18 protein-coding genes are annotated in these 16,779 nt (G+C 61.7%); 12 read left to right on the top strand and 6 right to left on the bottom strand.

Going from position 1 to position 16,779, the window contains the following annotated elements; all coding sequences use genetic code 11:
• Positions 1–2 precede the first annotated feature (2 nt).
• Genes ACO06F_RS06685 through ACO06F_RS06675 form a run of 3 tightly spaced genes read left to right on the top strand, consistent with a single transcriptional unit; the run spans position 3 to position 2,157 of the window.
• The gene (locus ACO06F_RS06685) at positions 3–1,394 is read left to right on the top strand and encodes a M20/M25/M40 family metallo-hydrolase (RefSeq protein ID WP_421695910.1); all 1,392 of its coding nucleotides are present in this window, start codon (positions 3–5) and stop codon (positions 1,392–1,394) included.
• Entirely contained in the window at positions 1,391–1,750 is a 360-nt protein-coding gene (locus ACO06F_RS06680) for a nuclear transport factor 2 family protein (protein WP_421695909.1), read from the top strand. Before ACO06F_RS06685 ends, ACO06F_RS06680 begins: the two co-directional genes overlap by 4 nt.
• The gene (locus ACO06F_RS06675) at positions 1,747–2,157 is read left to right on the top strand and encodes an ion channel (protein WP_421695908.1); all 411 of its coding nucleotides are present in this window, start codon (positions 1,747–1,749) and stop codon (positions 2,155–2,157) included. Before ACO06F_RS06680 ends, ACO06F_RS06675 begins: the two co-directional genes overlap by 4 nt.
• 235 nt (positions 2,158–2,392) lie before the next feature.
• On the opposite strand, the gene ACO06F_RS06670 is transcribed toward ACO06F_RS06675, so the two are convergent.
• Entirely contained in the window at positions 2,393–3,037 is a 645-nt protein-coding gene (locus ACO06F_RS06670; protein WP_421695907.1) for a pyridoxamine 5'-phosphate oxidase family protein, read from the bottom strand.
• A 71-nt stretch (positions 3,038–3,108) separates the two neighbouring features.
• Here ACO06F_RS06670 and ACO06F_RS06665 point away from each other — a divergent pair, with 71 nt between their 5' ends.
• The gene (locus ACO06F_RS06665; protein ID WP_421695906.1) at positions 3,109–4,545 is read left to right on the top strand and encodes a PLP-dependent aminotransferase family protein; all 1,437 of its coding nucleotides are present in this window, start codon (positions 3,109–3,111) and stop codon (positions 4,543–4,545) included.
• Here ACO06F_RS06665 and ACO06F_RS06660 read toward each other — a convergent pair.
• Positions 4,540–5,298, bottom strand: coding sequence for a DUF1194 domain-containing protein (locus tag ACO06F_RS06660; protein WP_421695905.1), 759 nt, complete (start codon positions 5,296–5,298; stop codon positions 4,540–4,542). The genes ACO06F_RS06665 and ACO06F_RS06660 overlap by 6 nt on opposite strands.
• Between ACO06F_RS06660 and ACO06F_RS06655 the strand changes: the two genes are divergently transcribed.
• From ACO06F_RS06655 to ACO06F_RS06625, 7 genes are all read left to right on the top strand, one after another.
• Positions 5,264–5,731 carry a copper chaperone PCu(A)C gene (locus ACO06F_RS06655; RefSeq protein ID WP_421695904.1) on the top strand — a complete coding sequence of 156 codons (468 nt, stop codon included), beginning with the start codon at positions 5,264–5,266 and terminating at the stop codon, positions 5,729–5,731. The two genes, ACO06F_RS06660 and ACO06F_RS06655, sit on opposite strands and share 35 nt — an antisense overlap.
• A gap of 316 nt (positions 5,732–6,047) precedes the next feature.
• Positions 6,048–7,151 (top strand): ABC transporter ATP-binding protein, encoded by a 1,104-nt coding sequence (locus tag ACO06F_RS06650; protein ID WP_421695903.1) that lies wholly within the window; start codon positions 6,048–6,050, stop codon positions 7,149–7,151.
• 9 nt (positions 7,152–7,160) lie between these two features.
• The gene (locus ACO06F_RS06645) at positions 7,161–8,231 is read left to right on the top strand and encodes an ABC transporter ATP-binding protein (RefSeq protein WP_421695902.1); all 1,071 of its coding nucleotides are present in this window, start codon (positions 7,161–7,163) and stop codon (positions 8,229–8,231) included.
• Positions 8,232–8,235: 4 nt separating this feature from the next.
• A complete protein-coding gene (locus tag ACO06F_RS06640; protein WP_421695901.1) occupies positions 8,236–9,102 on the top strand; it encodes a carbohydrate ABC transporter permease in 867 nt (288 codons plus the stop codon).
• A gap of 12 nt (positions 9,103–9,114) precedes the next feature.
• Positions 9,115–10,002, top strand: a complete 888-nt coding sequence (locus ACO06F_RS06635) for a carbohydrate ABC transporter permease (protein ID WP_421695900.1) — start codon at positions 9,115–9,117, stop codon at positions 10,000–10,002.
• Between the two features lie 11 nt (positions 10,003–10,013).
• Complete coding sequence (locus tag ACO06F_RS06630) at positions 10,014–10,295, top strand: DUF2160 domain-containing protein (protein WP_421695899.1); 282 nt, start codon at positions 10,014–10,016, stop codon at positions 10,293–10,295.
• Positions 10,296–10,368: 73 nt separating this feature from the next.
• Complete coding sequence (locus tag ACO06F_RS06625) at positions 10,369–12,090, top strand: ABC transporter substrate-binding protein (RefSeq protein ID WP_421695898.1); 1,722 nt, start codon at positions 10,369–10,371, stop codon at positions 12,088–12,090.
• 162 nt (positions 12,091–12,252) lie between these two features.
• Here the strand turns inward: ACO06F_RS06625 and ACO06F_RS06620 are convergent, their stop codons facing one another.
• Together ACO06F_RS06620 and ACO06F_RS06615 are read right to left on the bottom strand one after the other, a co-directional pair.
• The gene (locus ACO06F_RS06620; RefSeq protein ID WP_421695897.1) at positions 12,253–12,783 is read right to left on the bottom strand and encodes an isoprenylcysteine carboxyl methyltransferase family protein; all 531 of its coding nucleotides are present in this window, start codon (positions 12,781–12,783) and stop codon (positions 12,253–12,255) included.
• Between the two features lie 9 nt (positions 12,784–12,792).
• On the bottom strand, positions 12,793–13,830 hold the full coding sequence (locus ACO06F_RS06615) for a type III polyketide synthase (protein WP_421695896.1): 1,038 nt from the start codon (positions 13,828–13,830) through the stop codon (positions 12,793–12,795).
• An 84-nt stretch (positions 13,831–13,914) separates the two neighbouring features.
• Between ACO06F_RS06615 and ACO06F_RS06610 the strand changes: the two genes are divergently transcribed.
• On the top strand, positions 13,915–14,676 hold the full coding sequence (locus tag ACO06F_RS06610; RefSeq protein WP_421695895.1) for a sulfite exporter TauE/SafE family protein: 762 nt from the start codon (positions 13,915–13,917) through the stop codon (positions 14,674–14,676).
• Here the strand turns inward: ACO06F_RS06610 and ACO06F_RS06605 are convergent.
• Both ACO06F_RS06605 and moaA read right to left on the bottom strand, forming a co-directional pair.
• Positions 14,645–15,553, bottom strand: coding sequence for a DMT family transporter (locus ACO06F_RS06605; protein WP_421695894.1), 909 nt, complete (start codon positions 15,551–15,553; stop codon positions 14,645–14,647). The genes ACO06F_RS06610 and ACO06F_RS06605 overlap by 32 nt on opposite strands.
• Positions 15,554–15,752: 199 nt before the next feature.
• The gene (gene moaA / locus ACO06F_RS06600) at positions 15,753–16,763 is read right to left on the bottom strand and encodes a GTP 3',8-cyclase MoaA (protein ID WP_421695893.1); all 1,011 of its coding nucleotides are present in this window, start codon (positions 16,761–16,763) and stop codon (positions 15,753–15,755) included.
• Positions 16,764–16,779: the final 16 nt, after the last annotated feature.

Raw genomic sequence — 16,779 nt, 5'->3', positions numbered from 1 at the left:
ACATGACCGACCTCAATGCCGTCCTCGACACCGCCACCAAGGAGTTTGATCAAAGCCTCGAACGCCTGTTCAGCCTGGTGCGCATCCCGTCGATTTCAACCGACCCCGCCCACGCCGCCGATTGTGACAAGGCAGCGGCCGCCGTCGTCGCCGATCTCAAATCGCTGGGTTTCGTGGCCGAAGCCCGCAAGACGCCGGGCCGCCCCATGGTGGTGGCGCATTACACACCCAAGAGCGCCACGCGTGAGACGCCGCATCTCCTGTTCTACGGCCATTACGACGTGCAGCCGGCTGACCCGCTGGAGCTGTGGAACACGCCGCCCTTCGAGCCCACGGTGAAGACGGAGAAGGGCGTTTCCCGCATGTATGGCCGCGGCACGTCAGACGACAAGGGCCAGTTCATGACCTTCATCGAGGCCGCCCGCGCCTGGATCAAGACCACCGGCAGCCTCCCCATCAAGGCCACCTTCCTGATCGAGGGGGAGGAAGAGTCGGGCTCGCCCTCGCTCGTTCCCTTCCTCAAGGCCAACGCCAAGGAACTCTCCTGCGATGCCGCCTTTGTGTGCGACACCAACATGTGGGATCCGAAGACGCCGGCCATCACAACCAGGCTGCGCGGCATGGTGCGGGAGGAGATCACCATCACCGGACCCCGGATCGATCTTCATTCCGGCATGTATGGCGGCCCGGCCATGAACCCGATCCGCGTGTTGAGCAAGGTGATTGCCGCCCTTCATGACAAGAACGGAAAAGTTACCATCCCCGGCTTCTACGAGGGCGTGGCGGAATTGCCGCGCGCCACCAAGAAGCAGTGGCAGTCGCTCAAGTTCTCCGAGGCAAAGTTCCTGAAGGATGTGGGGCTGAAGGACGCCGCGGGCGAGAAGGGCAAATCCGTGCTGGAACAGATCTGGGCCCGCCCCACGGCGGAGGTGAACGGCATCTGGGGGGGCTACACCGGTGTCGGCACCAAAACCGTGCTGCCCGCCAAGGCCCATGCCAAATTCACCTTCCGCCTGGTCGGAAAGCAGAATCCAGCCAAGATCCTCAAGGCCTTCCAGAGCTTCGTGAAGGGCCTTATCCCGAAGGACTGCAAAGTGGAATTTGCCGGTGGCGGCGGCAGCCCGGCCACCGAAATCGCCGAGGACAATCCCTTCATCGCCAAATCCGCCAAGGCCCTGAAGGATGAGTTCCGGCGGGACACGGTACTGATGGGCTCCGGCGGCTCCATTCCCATCTGCCGCTTCTTCAAGGATATTCTCGGCATGGATTCGATCCTCGTCGGCTTCGCCTTGACCGATGATGCGATCCACAGTCCCAATGAGAAATACGATCTCGAGAGCTTCAGGCGCGGCATCCGGAGCTGGGTGCGGATCATGGGCGAATTCGGCAGATGAGCCTCGATCCCGTGATGCTGGTCAAACGCTATCACGAAGCCCTGAACGCCTATGACGAGAAGACGGTGGCACCGATGTTTGCACCCGGTGCCATCTATGTTTCCCCCGGTGTGAGCGGCACGCTGGCAGGGCGGGATGCCATCATCACAGCCTTCAGCGCCTATTTTGCTGAGCACCCGGACCAGCTGGCGGTGGATGAGGCGATCGAGCAGATCGCCCCCTTCACCGCGCGCTCCTCCTGGCGGCTTGAGGCGACCAAGGCTTCGACGGGAGAGAAGATCGTGCGGCGCGGCATAGAGACCATCACCTTCGAGAACTCCGGCCTCATTCTCCACGTCGAGGTCGAGGACCTGTGATCGAGCAGCTCACAATCGGCACACTGGTCGTCATGGTCAATGCCGTCATCCAGGCAGAGATGTTCAGCGCCTTCGCCCGCCATCTGGAGAGGATCATCGTCAGCCTGCGCCGCGTCTTCCGCCGCTTCGCCAATACAGCGGCCATCGTCGTCGGCGTCCTCTTCGTGATGCTGGTCCACACCGTCAATGTCTGGGTCTGGGCGGCGACCTTCTATGTCATCGGTGCATTCCAGGAGTTCGAGCCGTCGCTCTATTTCTCGCTGGTGTCCTTCTCCACCTTGGGCTTCGGAGACATCACGCTCGACCACCAATGGCGCCTCCTCTCCGGCCTCACCGCCGCCAACGGCCTCCTGAGCTTCGGCTGGTCCACCGCCTACATGGTGGAGCTCGTCCGGCGCACGGCTTAAGCCTCTCTAGGTCCGTCACTCCGGCGCAGGCCGGGGTCCCGCTTTGGTTCAGCACGCTTTGGTTGCGGAGCGGAATTCCGGCCTGCGCCGGAATGACGGCAGAAGTAAAACACCCCCTCACGACAAGGCGGACTCCGGGCGCCGAACCCAGAAGAAATTTTTCACAATGTCAATCAGCAGAAGGCACGTGCACCCTCTCTAGCCGACATTAGGAAAAAAGTCAATACATAAGATTTTAACCTATCCGGAATCCCGTGATGTGCCCCGGCGCCGCAAGCCCCGGCAAAAGGCGCGGATCGTCCACCGGCGCCAGAATTTCCGTCCGCACCGGAATGATCCCCGCCCAGATGGGCAGCGCGTAATCCGCCTCATCATCACCAGCGGGGCCATTGCGCACCTTGGCGGAGGCTTCGTCGAGGGCAAGCGAGAGAACCGTCGTCGCCTTCAACTCCTTTGCCGTCATCTGGCGCAGCATGTCCCAGCGGCCGGGCCACAGCCCTTCCGTGAAAGCCTTGAGCCTGGCCTCCTTCTCATCGGCATCAACCACCTTGCGGGCCGTTCCCAGCACCATCACGGAGCGGTAATTGCAACTGTGGTTGAAGGCCGAGCGCGCCATCACGAAACCATCGATGATCGAGACGGTCACGCAAACCTCCGCTTCCTCGCAGGCCTCCAGCATGCGGCTGGCGGAGGAGCCGTGCCAATAGAGGTGGTCACCCTCGCGCCACTGCAGCGTCGGCGTCACATAAGGCGCGCCATCGAACACATAGCCCACATTGCAGATGGGCATGGCGTCGAGGATGCCATGCACCGTCTCGGCATCGTATTTGGCGCGTTTGTTCATCCGCTTCACGCGGGTTCTCTCGCTGGGGGCGTTCATGTTCGTCACTCCGGTTGTGCGCCCCGAATGCCTGCGATATGGTCTGGTGGAAAGGTCCAAGACTTGATCGAATGAGCAGACCACTTCTCGGCACATCCGCCAGCGAAATCGGCATCGACCGCGATGACCGTGAGCCGATCCAGCAACAGATCGCGCGGCAGCTCCGCGCGCTTGTGCTCAGCGGGCGGCTGAAACCGCAAACCAAACTCCCCTCAACCCGCGCCCTGTCTGAGGAGCTGGCCGTGGCCCGCGCCACGGTGGTTGAAGCTTACGAGCAATTGTCGAGCGAGGGCTATCTCGAAACCCGGTCGGGCTCCGGCACCAGGGTTGCGGCCGAACTGCCCGAAGCGCTGCTCACCTCGCCGCCGCGCGAGAAGGCAAAGCACATGGCGCGCGGCGGCCCCAAGCGTGAGCCCGCGCGGCCCTTCCGCTCCGGCCTGGTCGACTGGGAGAATTTTCCGCATGAGGACTGGGGAAAGCTCCTCGGCCGCTTCTGGCGAAACCCGCCGGTCACACTGCTCGAACACAATGACCCCTTCGGCTGGCTTCCCCTGCGTGAGGCGATTGCCCGTCATCTCTACGAATGGCGCGGCATCAGCTGCGCCGCGGAACAGGTGATCGTCACTGCCGGCGGTATTGATGCCTTTGACCTGATCGGCCGGGCCGTGCTGCAGCCGGGGGACGAGGTCTGGTTCGAGGAACCGGGCTACCCCACGGCCCGCCGCGTCTTCTCGCTGGGGGGTGTCACCGCCGTGCCGGTGCCAGTTGATGCCGAGGGGCTGGTGGTGGCCGCCGGGCGCGAGCGCGCCGCGAAGGCGCGCGCTGCCTTCGTGACCCCGGCCCGGCAATATCCCACGGGCGTCACCATGCCGCTCGCCCGCAGGCTCGAACTCCTCGACTGGGCAGCGGAAGTGAATGCCACCGTGATCGAGGACGATTATGACAGCGAGTATCGCTATGTGGGCAAGCCGCTTCCGGCGCTGATGAGCCTGGAGGCGAGTGCGCGGGTCATCTACACCGGCACGTTCTCGAAAGTGTTCTCGCCCATCGTGCGGCTTGGCTACATCGTGGTGCCCAAGCCCCTGGTGAAGCGCTTCCGCGAAGAGCGCCTGTCGCATGGTGCGCCCCCGTCGCTCATGGCGCAGCCAGCTCTGGCGGAGTTCATGGCCTCGGGCGCCTTTGCGATCCACATCCGCCGCATGCGCCGCATCTATGCCGCAAGGCGCCGCGCGCTGATCGAAGCGCTGAAGCCCGCTGACGGCAGCCTCTATACGGTTGACGCTTCGCCCGCAGGCCTCATGCTGCTGCTGCGCCTGCCGCCGGGCGTTGCTGACGAGGATCTGGTGCAGCGGCTCGGGCGCCGGGGCATCGAATGCCAGTCCCTCTCCAGCCATTATGCCGGCCGCAGCCGGCGGCAGGGCCTGCTCCTCAGCTTCGCGGGCTTCAGCGAGGGTGACCTGGAAAATGCCGCATCTGACGTGATTGCCGAGATGCGCAGACGTTCATGAGGCGAGCGGGCGCAGCTCTTTCAGCAGCTTCTCGCGGATGGCGCGGATGTAATCGTCGAAATCGCGCGCCGGCTCCACGAAGCAATCTACACCAATGATCACCCGGTCTTCATAATAGCGGGCAAGGTCCGGCATGTCTGCCATGATGGGAAGGCCATTGATCACGATACCTTTGGCATGGGCCATCTGCCGCGCCGCCTCTAGGTCGGTTCCGCCATTGTCCTCGCCATCGCCCGAAACGTCGATCACCCGGCGCTGCCCGTCGATGCCATTCTCCTCGATGAGAGACACGCTGTCGGTAATCCCCGTGGCAATCGAGGTGGAGCTGGCCCACAGCCAGCGGTGAATGAGGCTCATGCGGAATCCGAAGGCCTTCGAGTCCCGCGCCGTATCGAGCCTGGTGAAGGGCAGCACCACGCGCGTCTCCCCGGGGCCACCCCATTGCACCACGGCAACGGCAGCGCCCAGCGGCTTCAGGTTCTCGACCGCCTTCTGCACCTCAGGGTCGCGGAAGGCGCGGGAAAGCCCTTCGACCTGGCGCTCGAACTCCTGCCTGTCCACGCTCGCCGAGGCATCGAGCGCCAGAACCAGCTCCACGGCGACGGTCGGTTCCTGCGCCTGGGCCGGAAGGGCCAGCAGCAACAGGGCCGCAATCCGCGACGCCATGGCGCGTGACAGGCGTGGAGGGAACAGCCAAAACCGCGCCCAGGAGGACCCCATGCGCCGGACACTGATCGATTTCCTTGCCGCCATCTCGCTCACCCTCGCCGCCATCCTAGCACTCGCCTCGGGTGCGGATGCCAGTGGCGTGATGGTCACCAAGGCCTATGCCCGCGCCTCGGCCTCTGCCGCGTCCACCTCGGGGGCCGCCTATGTGAGCCTGATGAACCATGGGGCCGAGGATGACCGCCTGCTTTCGGTCTCGACACCGGCGGCGAAGACGGCCGAAATCCACAAAAGCGAGATCGTGGACGGCGTCATGAAGATGGACCCCGTCGGCGCCCTGGACCTTCCCAGCCACGGAATGCTCGAGATGAAACCGGGTGGCTATCACATCATGCTCATGGGGTTGACCCAGCCTTTGAAGAAGGGCGAAGAGATCGAGATGACGCTGACCTTCGAGAAGGCGGGCGAGGTGAAGGTCAAGATGCCCGTGGGCGGTGTTGCTGCCGGCGGAACGGACTAGCAGCCTGCCGCATTTTGGGTTCTAGGACCGCAAGCCATTGAACGGCCCACCCGGCGCCACAGCCAAGCGCTGTCCCCCGTCACTGCGCAAAATTCCATCACATGTTCATTTAGTTTCGTTTTGCGCAATATTGCGGCGCACAGTAGGTTCGGTATTTTCCATTGACGTTCTTTTGTTTTCGCATAATCTTCCACAATAAATAGAAAAAACATTCATTCCGTGGGAGGATCAGTCTGATGGAACCTCGCAGTTCTGGCAACTGTAACGCGGTGGGAAAGTGGTCCGCGGCTGAGGTTGCAGCATCGGGGCTGCCGCCGTGCTCGAGCTAGTCAACGTCACCAAGTCAGTGGGGGGTCAAACCCACATCCATCCGACCAGCCTGGTGCTGGAGAGGGGCAGCCTGAACGTGCTGCTGGGCCCGACGCTTTCCGGAAAGACCACCCTTCTGCGGCTGATGGCGGGGCTTGAACAACCGACCTCGGGCGAAGTGCGCTTTGACGGCAAGAGCGTGGCCTCTGTTCCGGTCCAGAAGCGCAACGTCGCCATGGTCTACCAGCAGTTCATCAATTATCCGTCGATGACGGTTTATGAAAATATTGCTTCCCCCCTCAGAATTGCCGGTGAAAGCGCTGAGGCCATTGATGCCCAGGTGAAGCAGATGGCGGAGCTGATGCGGCTTACGCCCTATCTCCAGCGTCTGCCCTTGAGCTTGTCGGGCGGCCAGCAGCAACGCACCGCATTGGCCCGGGCCATCGTGAAGAAGGCCAGCCTGGTTCTGCTCGATGAGCCGCTCGCCAATCTCGATTACAAGCTGCGCGAAGAAATGCGCGAGGAGCTGCCGAAGATCTTCGTGGCCTCAGGCTCCATATTTGTTTACGCAACCACGGAGCCTTCGGAGGCGCTGCTGCTGGGGGGCAATACCGCCACGCTGCATGAAGGCCGGGTGAGCCAGTTCGGCAAGACCATTTCAGTCTATCGCCACCCGCGTGACCTGACGACGGCAAAGACCTTCGCCGACCCGCCGCTCAACACCATCACGGCGCACAAGCAGGGTGACCGGTTCTCGCTTGGGGGTGAGGGTGCTGCAAGCATGCTGCCCGTACCGGCTCATCTTGCCCGCATCAAGGATGGCCCTGTGACGCTTGCCTTCCAGCCCCATCACCTGTCGCTCGCCGCTCCCTTCGAAGGCGCACCCCGCTTGCCGGTCAAGACCAGGATTTCCGAAATCGCCGGCTCGGAAAGCTTCATCCACATCACCCATGACCGGTCGCGCTGGGTGATGATTGCGCATGGTGTCTGCGATTTGGATCCGGCACTCGACATCGATGTCTTTGTCGATGTTCGCCACCTCATGGCCTTCGGTGAAGACGGCCGGACGCTGGCGGCGGATCCAGCCAGCGCAACGCAGCACGGCGGGTGAGGGCAGGCGATGGCAAGGATCACACTTGAACACATCCGCCATGCTTACGGGGTTCGACCCAGCGCGCCCAAGGATTATGCGCTGCGGGAAGTGAACCACGAATGGGCCGATGGCGGCGCCTATGCGCTTCTCGGCCCCTCAGGCTGCGGCAAGACAACGCTTCTCAACATCATCTCTGGCCTGGTGCGGCCCTCCGAAGGGCGCATCCTGTTCAACAGCCAGGACGTGACGGAACTTTCGACGGAAGAGCGCAACATCGCCCAGGTGTTCCAGTTCCCCGTCGTCTATGACACGATGACGGTTTATGACAATCTGGCATTCCCCTTGCGCAACAGGCGCGTTCCGGAAGACCAGGTTGATAGGCGGGTGCGTGAAATTCTTGGCGTTCTCGATCTCAGCGACCGCGCGCAGAAGCGGGCCAGCGGACTGACGGCGGATCTCAAGCAGAAGATTTCGCTAGGGCGCGGCCTGGTGCGCTCCGATGTGAACGCCATTTTGTTCGACGAGCCGCTGACCGTTATCGACCCGCACATGAAATGGGTCCTGCGCTCCCAGCTGAAGACGCTTCACCGGCACTCGAAAGTGACCATGGTCTATGTGACCCATGATCAGACAGAGGCGCTAACCTTCGCGGACAAGGTGGTGGTGATGTATGAAGGCGAGATCGTGCAGATCGGCACGCCCGCTGAATTGTTCGAAACCCCCAAGCACACCTTCGTTGGTTACTTCATCGGCTCTCCGGGCATGAATGTGTTTCCGGTATCAGTCGAGGGCAGCAAAGCCCATGTTGGCGGCATGCCCATCGAGCTTGGCTTTGCGCCCCGCATTCCCGCCGGTCAGAAGGCCGAGCTTGGCATCAGGCCGGAGTTCATGGAGATTTCCCGCACCGGCATGCCGCTCCGCATTCAAAAGGTGGAGGACATCGGCCGGCTGAAGATCGTCCGCGCCGATTTCGCCGGCCAGACTGTGTCGATCGTGGTGAAGGAGGATGCCGAAATTCCGGCGGATCCTCACGTCGTGTTCCAGCCGCAGGGTATCAACATCTACGCCAATTCCTGGCGTGTCGGGCGGGAGGGCTGATCCCATGGAGAAGACCTGGAACAACAAAGCCTGGTTCATGGTCATGCCCGCGCTGCTGATCGTGGCCTTCTCCGCGGTCATCCCGCTCATGACGGTGGTGAACTATTCGGTTCAGGACACTTTCGGCAACAATGAATTCTTCTGGGCGGGCACCGAGTGGTTCACGGAGATCCTGGAGTCGGACCGCTTCTGGGGCGCGCTCATCCGCAATCTTAGTTTTTCCGTCATCATCCTGCTGATCGAGATTCCCTTGGGCGTCTTCATTGCGCTCAACATGCCGCGGCGGGGCATCGCCGTGCCCTTCTGCCTGGTGACCATGGCCATGCCGCTGCTCATTCCGTGGAATGTGGTCGGCACCATCTGGCAGCTGATCACCCGTTCGGACATCGGCCTGTTTGGCTACGCGCTTGCGCAGATCGGGATTCAGTTCAATGCGGCGGGTGACCCGCTTCACGCCTGGATCACCGTTGTGGTGATGGATGTATGGCACTGGACCAGCCTCGTGGTTCTGCTGGCCTATGCGGGGCTGGTGTCCATCCCCGATGCCTATTACCAGGCCGCGCGCATTGACGGCGCCTCGCGCTGGTCGGTGTTCCGCTACATCCAGCTGCCAAAAATGAAGCGCGTGCTGCTGATTGCCGTTCTGCTGCGCTTCATGGACTCCTTCATGATCTATACCGAGCCATTCGTGGTGACGGGCGGTGGCCCTGGCACTTCCACCACCTTCCTGTCGATTGACCTTGTGAAGATGGCGATCGGCCAGTTCGATCTGGGGCCCGCTGCCGCCATGTCCATCATTTACTTCCTGATCATCCTGCTCCTGTCATGGATCTTCTACACGGTCATGACGAGCAGCGATGCCACCAGTTGAGGCGCCGGTGCAATGACCCTGGAACACGCAACAGCAGCAGTCGCAGGGCACCAGCCCGCCGTTCAGCCTCAAGTGGCTGTCGGGCGCGTGAGCCACGGCAGAAGCAATCTCTCCTGGCTTGTCTGCGCGCTCTATATCGTCTTCCTCATGGTGCCGGTCTACTGGCTGGTAGTGACGAGCTTCAAGAACAACGTCGAAATCACCAACAGCTTCTCGCTGATCCCGCGCGAGCCCACCTTGCGCAATTACAAGGTGATCTTCACGGACCCATCCTGGTACACGGGCTACATCAACTCCATGATCTACGTGGTCATGAACATGGTGATATCCGTGGTGGTGGCACTGCCCGCGGCCTATGCCTTCTCGCGCTACCGCTTCCTTGGTGACAAGCATCTGTTCTTCTGGCTGCTCACCAACCGCATGGCGCCGGCGGCGGTGTTTGCCCTTCCATTCTTCCAGCTCTATTCGGCCTTCGGCCTGATCGACACGCATATTGCGGTGGCCCTCGCGCATTGCCTGTTCAACTTGCCCCTGGCCATCTGGATCCTCGAAGGCTTCATGTCGGGCGTGCCCAAGGAAATCGACGAAACGGCCTATATTGACGGCTACAGTTTTCCCCGCTTCTTCCTGAAGATTTTCATTCCGATGATTGCGTCGGGGATCGGTGTCGCCGCGTTCTTCTGCTTCATGTTCTCCTGGGTGGAATTGCTGATTGCCCGCACGCTCACGACGACAGCGGCAAAACCCATCGCCGCCATCATGACGCGCACCGTCTCTGCGTCCGGCATGGACTGGGGTGTTCTGGCGGCTGCGGGTTCACTCACGCTGATTCCGGGCGTGCTGGTGATCTGGTTCGTGCGCAACTACATCGCCAAGGGCTTTGCCCTCGGCCGCGTTTGAGGAGGGCAGTGATGAACTTTGCATGGATGGCCTGGACACTGCCGACGGCCCTTTTCTTCGTGACCATTCTCATCCTCCTCATCGGCATGGGGGTGTGGGAATATGTCTCGCCGGGAGGCGCGCCGCACGTCGGCATTCTTGGCTTTGAAACGACGCGCGGCGACAGGCTGTTCATCTCGCTGCTTGGAAGCGCTTTTATCAATATCGCTTGGTTGGGGTTCACAAGCCTCAATCTGTGGTGGGCCGTTGTCTTGTCCCTGATCTACGCAGTTCTCGTGTTCAGGTACGTCTAGGCAGCGGCTAACGGGTGGCCACTTGCAACCAGCCACTCTCTGTTGGTGCAATCGCAATAATGTGGAGGAAACAATGCGAAAGCAACTATTCGTGTCGACCGCCTTGCTCGCCATGGCGCTCTGTGGCCCGGCCTATGCCGGAATGGACGAAGCCAAATCCTTCCTTGATACGGAAATCAACGGCCTGTCCTCGCTGTCCCGCGCGGACCAGGAAAAGGAAATGCAATGGTTCGTGGATGCCGCAAAGCCATTCTCCGGCATGGAAATCAAGGTGGTCTCGGAAACCATCCCGACCCATGAATATGAATCGAAGGTCCTCGCCAAGGCCTTCGAGCAGATCACCGGCATCAAGGTCACCCATGACCTGATCGGCGAAGGTGACGTGGTCGAAAAGCTGCAAACCCAAATGCAGTCTGGCGAGAACATCTATGACGCCTATGTCAATGACTCGGACCTCATCGGCACCCATTGGCGCTATCAGCAGGCCCGCAGCCTGACGGACTGGATGGCCAATGAAGGCAAAGACGTCACCAACCCGATGCTGGATGTGGATGACTTCATCGGCAAGTCTTTCACCACAGCACCCGACGGTAAGCTCTACCAGCTGCCTGACCAGCAGTTCGCCAACCTCTACTGGTTCCGCTACGACTGGTTCAATGACGAGAAGAACAAGGCCGATTTCAAGGCGAAGTATGGCTACGACCTCGGCGTACCAGTGAACTGGTCCGCCTATGAAGACATTGCCGAGTTCTTCACCGGCCGCGAGATCGACGGCAAGAAGGTCTATGGCCATATGGACTATGGCAAGAAGGACCCGTCCCTCGGCTGGCGCTTCACCGATGCCTGGCTCTCGATGGCCGGCAATGGCGACAAGGGCATCCCGAACGGCCTGCCGGTCGATGAGTGGGGTATCCGCGTCAACGACAAGTCTCAGCCAGTGGGCTCCTGCGTGGCCCGTGGCGGTGACACGAACGGACCGGCCGCCGTTTACTCCATCACCAAATACCTCGAGTGGCTGAAGAAATACGCGCCGCCGGAAGCCCAGGGCATGACCTTCGGCGAGGCGGGGCCGCTGCCCGCGCAGGGCTCGGTCGCTCAGCAGATCTTCTGGTACACCGTGTTCACGGCTGACACCGTGAAAGACGGCCTGCCGGTGGTGAATGCCGACGGCACGCCCAAGTGGCGGATGGCACCGTCGCCGCATGGCGTCTATTGGAAGGACGGCATGAAGCTCGGCTACCAGGACGCTGGCTCCTGGACGATCCTCAAGTCCACGCCCGATGATCGCGCCAAGGCCGCCTGGCTCTACGCGCAGTTCGTGGTGTCGAAGACTGTGGACTCCAAGAAGAGCGATGTGGGCCTCACCTTCATCCGTCAGTCGACGCTGGACAACCAGCACTTCACCGACCGTGCGCCGAAGCTCGGTGGCCTGATCGAGTTCTATCGCTCGCCGGCCCGCCTGCAATGGTCGCCCACCGGCACCAACGTTCCTGATTATCCGAAGCTGGCACAGCTCTGGTGGCAGAACATCGGTGACGCCTCTTCGGGCGCCAAGACTCCGCAGGAGGCGATGGATGCACTCTGTGCCGAGCAGGAGAAGGTCCTGGCCCGCATCGAGAAGTCTGGCGTTCAGGGCGACAAGGGCCCGGTTCTCGCCGAAGAGCATGACTTGGCTTACTGGAACGCCGAAGCCGTCAAGGCAGGCCACCTCGCGCCACAGCTGCCGATTGCCAACGAAAAGGAAAAGCCGATCACCGTCAATTACGATGACCTGATCAAGTCCTGGCAGAAGTAATCTTCGCCGCTTGCGCGAATGACAGCCACCGCGTGCCGCCCGTTCCGACGGGCGGCACGATTTGAATCTATGAATTGGGTTTGCACAAGCAAAACGAAATGCCAGCCTGTGCTGGCAAGACGGTGCGAGTTGGGAGCTGATCTCAATTGACCGTGTAACGCTCTAGGCCGCGGGCGGCTCCTCACCCTCGGGCGGCTCCCGCAGCGGTTTCAGCGCCTCGTCTTCCGCGCGGATCCGCCACCACAGAACGGCGAGATTGAGCAGGCCGAAGATCACCGCATACCACCACATGCCGAAAGCCACCGGCAGAATGAAGATTTCGCCGGCCACGACCATGTAGTTCGGATGACGGAAATATTTATAAGGCCCTTCGCCGACGAGGGTTTCCCCCGGTACCACGATGATCCGCGTGGTCCAGCGGCTGCCGAGCGCCGCGATGATCCATCCGCGCGCCGCCTCCAGCACGAGATAGGCGAAGATCCACGGCATGGAGACCGTGGGTGCCTTGTAGATCACGAGATACCACAGCCCCAGAAGCCACACGGTGTGCAGAGCCACGATGAAGGGATAATGGTTCGAGCCCAGCTCGAAGCCGCCGCGCGCGATCAGCTTCTTGGTGTTGCGATGCGCGATATAAAGCTCGACCAGCCTTTGCAGCGTGACGAGCGACAGGATCGTGATGTTGAGCCACATGTGCTTGCCTCAGTGCAGCATTGTGATGAAGCTAGCGGAAAATCCCGGCCCGAGGGCAGAGATGAAACGCCGGCCGGTGGAGGGGTGATCAAGTTCATGCGCCAGGACAAACAGAACCGTCGGCGCGGACATGTTGCCATAATCCCGCAGCACCGCACGTTCGCTTTCAAGCCGGCCTGGACCCGTGTTGAAGGCCTCCTCCAGCGCCAGTATGACCTTGGCGCCACCCGGATGAAAGCAGAAGCTGTCATTGTCCCCCAGTGTCAGGCCATGGCGGGCCAGAAATCCATCCGCGGCCGGGCGCAGGTCCGCCGTTGCGAGATCGGGTATGCTGCGTGAAAAGATGGCGCCGAAGCCCTCATTGTCCATCCGCCAGCCCATGATGTCCGTCGTGCCGGGCCAGGTGTGTTCGCCCGCATGCTCGATGATGCCCTTCGCATCTCCGCGCGTTGACAGAACGGCCGCTGCCGCACCGTCACCGAAGAGCGCCGTTGCGATGATGTTGGACTTGGACATTTCATCCGGCCGGAAGGCAAGCGTGCAGAGCTCGATCACCACCAGCAGCACATTGGAACCGGGCGAGGCATCCGCCAGCCGTGCTGCAAGGGACAGGCCCGAGACGCCGCCCGCACAGCCGAGGCCGAACACCGGCACGCGCTGCACATCCGGGCGGAAGCCGAGATCGCTCATCACGCGCGCTTCAATCGTGGGTGTGGCGACTCCGGTCGATGACACCATCACGATTGAATCGATTTCTGAGGCGGCAAGGCCAGCCTCGGCCAGCGCTGCTGCGGAGACCCTTGCAAACAGCGCCGATGCGCCGCTGATGAAGGCCTCCGTCCGCTCGGGCCAGCCGCGATCTTCGTGGAACCAGTCATAGGGCATCACCGAAAAGCGGCGGTCGATCCCTGAATTGGCGAAGACGGGCATCATCCGCTCGAAATCCTGGTGGCGGCCAGCGAAAATGCCGGTTGCCTCCCGGATCACGTCGGCTGTGCGCATTTCATGCGCGGGCACCGCCGTGGCGAGGCTCAACAATCCGGCCATTCTGCATGTCTCCCTTGTCGTCAGCCTGCTTGCGGTTCCGTAGGGAAGGCAGGCATAAGCCTAACAGCTTACGCGAGTTACGCCGTGGAGATCACTGAAATTCCCTTGCTCTTCGCTGGCGGCTTGCTGGCGGGCTTCATCAATGTGATGGCGGGGGGCGCGGGATTCATGACCTTCCCTCTGCTGCTGGCGGCGGGAATGACCGAAATCGAGGCCAATGCCTCAAACTTCGTGGCCGTGCTCCCGGCCAATGTGGTGGGCACATTCGTCTACCGCCGTGAACTGGCCAAGGTGCGAAAGCACCTGGGCCTCCGCCTTTTCCTGGCAGCTTCAGGCGGCGTGCTGGGTTCCTGGATCCTGATTCACACAGGCCAGGCGGCCTTCGAGAAGGTGATCCCCTGGCTCCTGACCTTCGCCACCGCATCCTTCGCGCTCGGACCCTGGATCAAGAACAAGCTCGAGCGGGACTTTGCCTTCGACGGGACCCGCTGGATGTGGCTGTCCTTCGTCCTCGAATTCATCGTCTTCGTTTACGGCGGATATTTCGGTCTGGGCATGGGGATCGTGATGTTCGCGATCTATTCGATCTTCTCGCACATGACCATTCACCAGGCGAATGCCATCCGCAACGTCACGATCACGCTGATGACGGTGATCTCGATCGCGATCTTCGCCAATGCGGGCGTCATCCGCTGGGCGCCTTCGCTGGTGATGATGTCGGGTGCCATGATCTCGGGTTACTTCACGGCCAAGGTGGCCATGCGCATCCCGCACCACTGGGTGCGCCGGGGAATTCTCATCTGGGCCGTCTGCCTTACGGCGCTGGCCTTCCGGCGCTATCTTTGAGGTCCCGTGCCCGCAGCGCCTCGCGGTGCGCGGCATAAAGCCCGCAGATGACGATCAGCACCATGCCGGCGATGGCAATCCCGTCGGGGAATTCGCCAAACACCAGAATGCCGGAGACGATGGCGAAGATCATCACTGAGTAGCGGAACGGGGCGGTGCCAGTGAGCTCGCCCACCCGCAGCGTGGCGACCATCAGGAGATACCCCGCCGAGAGAAAGCAGGCGGCGAGTGCCAGGAGGCCCACCTGCCACAGTTCCGGCCATTGCACACCTTGCACCAGCGCAAGGGCCGCACCTCCGAATGTTACAAAGCACGCGTTGGCAAAGGCCACCACGAACACCGGAATGCGCGCCGGGATCCGCTTCGTGAGAATATCCCTCAACGCCACGAAGAACACGATCAGCAGGGCCAGCAGTTCATAGAAGTTGAAGCTTGCGACCGAGGGCTTGACGATCAGCAACACGCCGATGAAGCCCCCGACGATGGCAATCATCCGCCGCCAGCCCACGTCCTCGCCCAGGAACATCATGGAGAGCAGGGCCACCGCCAGCGGCACGGCCTGCATGACGGAGGTGAGGTTGGCGATTGGCATGTGGACGAGGGCGGTGACGAAGGCGATGGTCGCGAACAGGTCACAGCTCGAGCGCAGCAGAATGCTTCTCTGCCGGATTTTGGGGAGTTCCGGCAGCAGGCCCTGCCAGAAACAGATGAAGCCGAGCAGCAGCATCGCCATCACGCCGCGAAGGGCAATGAGTTCTCCCACGGGCAAGCTCTCACCCACGATCTTCACAATCGTATCGTTGCACACGAAGGATGCCATGGCGCAGACCATGAGCAGTCCGGCACGAAGCGCTGTATTTTGCGGCAGGCGAAACATGGGCCTGCCTAGCGCATTCAGCCTGCGAGAGGAATTGTCTTCTCCCGCAATAACTGTGTGCGCTCAACCAAGATCAGCTTGCAGCAGGTGCTGACACAAAGCGGGACCCCAGCTTTCGCTGGGGTGACGGAACATATGGAGTGAAAATCTTCCAGTGGCCTCACGATACCGCGCGCGGCTCTTAAGCGGGAGAGGACGGTTACCCTCCCGTCACACTCATATGCCGGGCCACGGCCGGCTTGTTGTGGCGGCGGTCGATGATGAAGTCATGCCCCTTGGGCTTGCGGCTGATGGCTTCGTCAATCGCGGCATTGAGGAGGTCATTCCCCTCGGACGCGCGGAGCGGCGCGCGCAGGTCGGCGGCATCTTCTTGCCCCAGGCACATGTACAGCGTTCCGGTGCAGGTGAGGCGGACGCGGTTGCAGCTCTCGCAGAAATTATGGGTGAGGGGGGTGATGAAGCCAAGCCGGCCACCGGTTTCCTTCACCCGCACATAGCGCGCAGGGCCGCCAGTCTTGTAGGGAATGTCCTCCAGCGTGAACTGGTCGAGAAGGCCCGCGCGCACGACCGAGAGCGGCAGATACTGGTCCGTCCGGTCACCGTCGATGTCGCCCAGCGGCATGGTTTCGATCAGGGTCAGGTCCATACCCTCCCCATGCGCCCAGCGGATCATCTCGGGGATCTCTTGATCGTTCACGCCCTTGAGGGCCACTGCATTGATCTTGACCTCGAGGCCCGCAGCCTTGGCAGCGCGAAGGCCTTCCTTCACCTTGGAAAGGTCGCCCCAGCGGGTGATCTGGCGGAACTTGGCATCATCCAGCGTATCGGCGGAGACATTGATCCGGCGCACACCATGTGCCGCCAGCTCCCCGGCAAAGCGGGCGAGCTGCGAGCCATTGGTGGTGAGCGTCAGCTCCTCCAAGGCACCGCTTTTCAGGTGGCGGCTTAAGCTCTCAACCAGCGTCATGATGCCCTTGCGGACAAGGGGTTCACCCCCGGTCAGGCGGAGCTTCTTCACGCCCTTGTCGATGAAGGCGGAGCAGACGCGGTCCAGTTCCTCAAGCGAGAGCAGGTCCCGCTTCGGCAGGAAGGTCATGTCCTCAGCCATGCAATAGACACAGCGGAAATCGCAGCGGTCCGTCACCGACACCCGGAGATAGCTGACGTGGCGGCCGAATGGGTCGATCAGGCTGGGGTGCTGCAAGCTCATCCGCTATATCTGGCCA

The sequence above is a fragment of the Aestuariivirga sp. genome (assembly GCF_965227715.1).
Taxonomy (GTDB): domain Bacteria; phylum Pseudomonadota; class Alphaproteobacteria; order Rhizobiales; family Aestuariivirgaceae; genus Aestuariivirga.
This window is presented reverse-complemented; position numbering and strand designations above follow the sequence as displayed.

What these genes read in the sequence shown, in the direction of transcription:
- ACO06F_RS06620 (WP_421695897.1), bottom strand. Translation starts at nt 12,783, where the DNA reads ATGTGGCTCAACATCACGATCCTGTCGCTCGTCACGCTGCAAAGGCTG.
- ACO06F_RS06640 (WP_421695901.1), top strand. Translation starts at nt 8,236, where the DNA reads ATGGAGAAGACCTGGAACAACAAAGCCTGGTTCATGGTCATGCCCGCG.
- ACO06F_RS06665 (WP_421695906.1), top strand. Translation starts at nt 3,109, where the DNA reads ATGAGCAGACCACTTCTCGGCACATCCGCCAGCGAAATCGGCATCGAC.
- ACO06F_RS06615 (WP_421695896.1), bottom strand. Translation starts at nt 13,830, where the DNA reads ATGGCCGGATTGTTGAGCCTCGCCACGGCGGTGCCCGCGCATGAAATG.
- ACO06F_RS06645 (WP_421695902.1), top strand. Translation starts at nt 7,161, where the DNA reads ATGGCAAGGATCACACTTGAACACATCCGCCATGCTTACGGGGTTCGA.
- ACO06F_RS06625 (WP_421695898.1), top strand. Translation starts at nt 10,369, where the DNA reads ATGCGAAAGCAACTATTCGTGTCGACCGCCTTGCTCGCCATGGCGCTC.
- ACO06F_RS06655 (WP_421695904.1), top strand. Translation starts at nt 5,264, where the DNA reads ATGCGCCGGACACTGATCGATTTCCTTGCCGCCATCTCGCTCACCCTC.
- ACO06F_RS06605 (WP_421695894.1), bottom strand. Translation starts at nt 15,553, where the DNA reads ATGTTTCGCCTGCCGCAAAATACAGCGCTTCGTGCCGGACTGCTCATG.
- ACO06F_RS06630 (WP_421695899.1), top strand. Translation starts at nt 10,014, where the DNA reads ATGAACTTTGCATGGATGGCCTGGACACTGCCGACGGCCCTTTTCTTC.
- moaA (WP_421695893.1), bottom strand. Translation starts at nt 16,763, where the DNA reads ATGAGCTTGCAGCACCCCAGCCTGATCGACCCATTCGGCCGCCACGTC.
- ACO06F_RS06685 (WP_421695910.1), top strand. Translation starts at nt 3, where the DNA reads ATGACCGACCTCAATGCCGTCCTCGACACCGCCACCAAGGAGTTTGAT.
- ACO06F_RS06670 (WP_421695907.1), bottom strand. Translation starts at nt 3,037, where the DNA reads ATGAACGCCCCCAGCGAGAGAACCCGCGTGAAGCGGATGAACAAACGC.
- ACO06F_RS06660 (WP_421695905.1), bottom strand. Translation starts at nt 5,298, where the DNA reads ATGGCGGCAAGGAAATCGATCAGTGTCCGGCGCATGGGGTCCTCCTGG.
- ACO06F_RS06680 (WP_421695909.1), top strand. Translation starts at nt 1,391, where the DNA reads ATGAGCCTCGATCCCGTGATGCTGGTCAAACGCTATCACGAAGCCCTG.
- ACO06F_RS06635 (WP_421695900.1), top strand. Translation starts at nt 9,115, where the DNA reads ATGACCCTGGAACACGCAACAGCAGCAGTCGCAGGGCACCAGCCCGCC.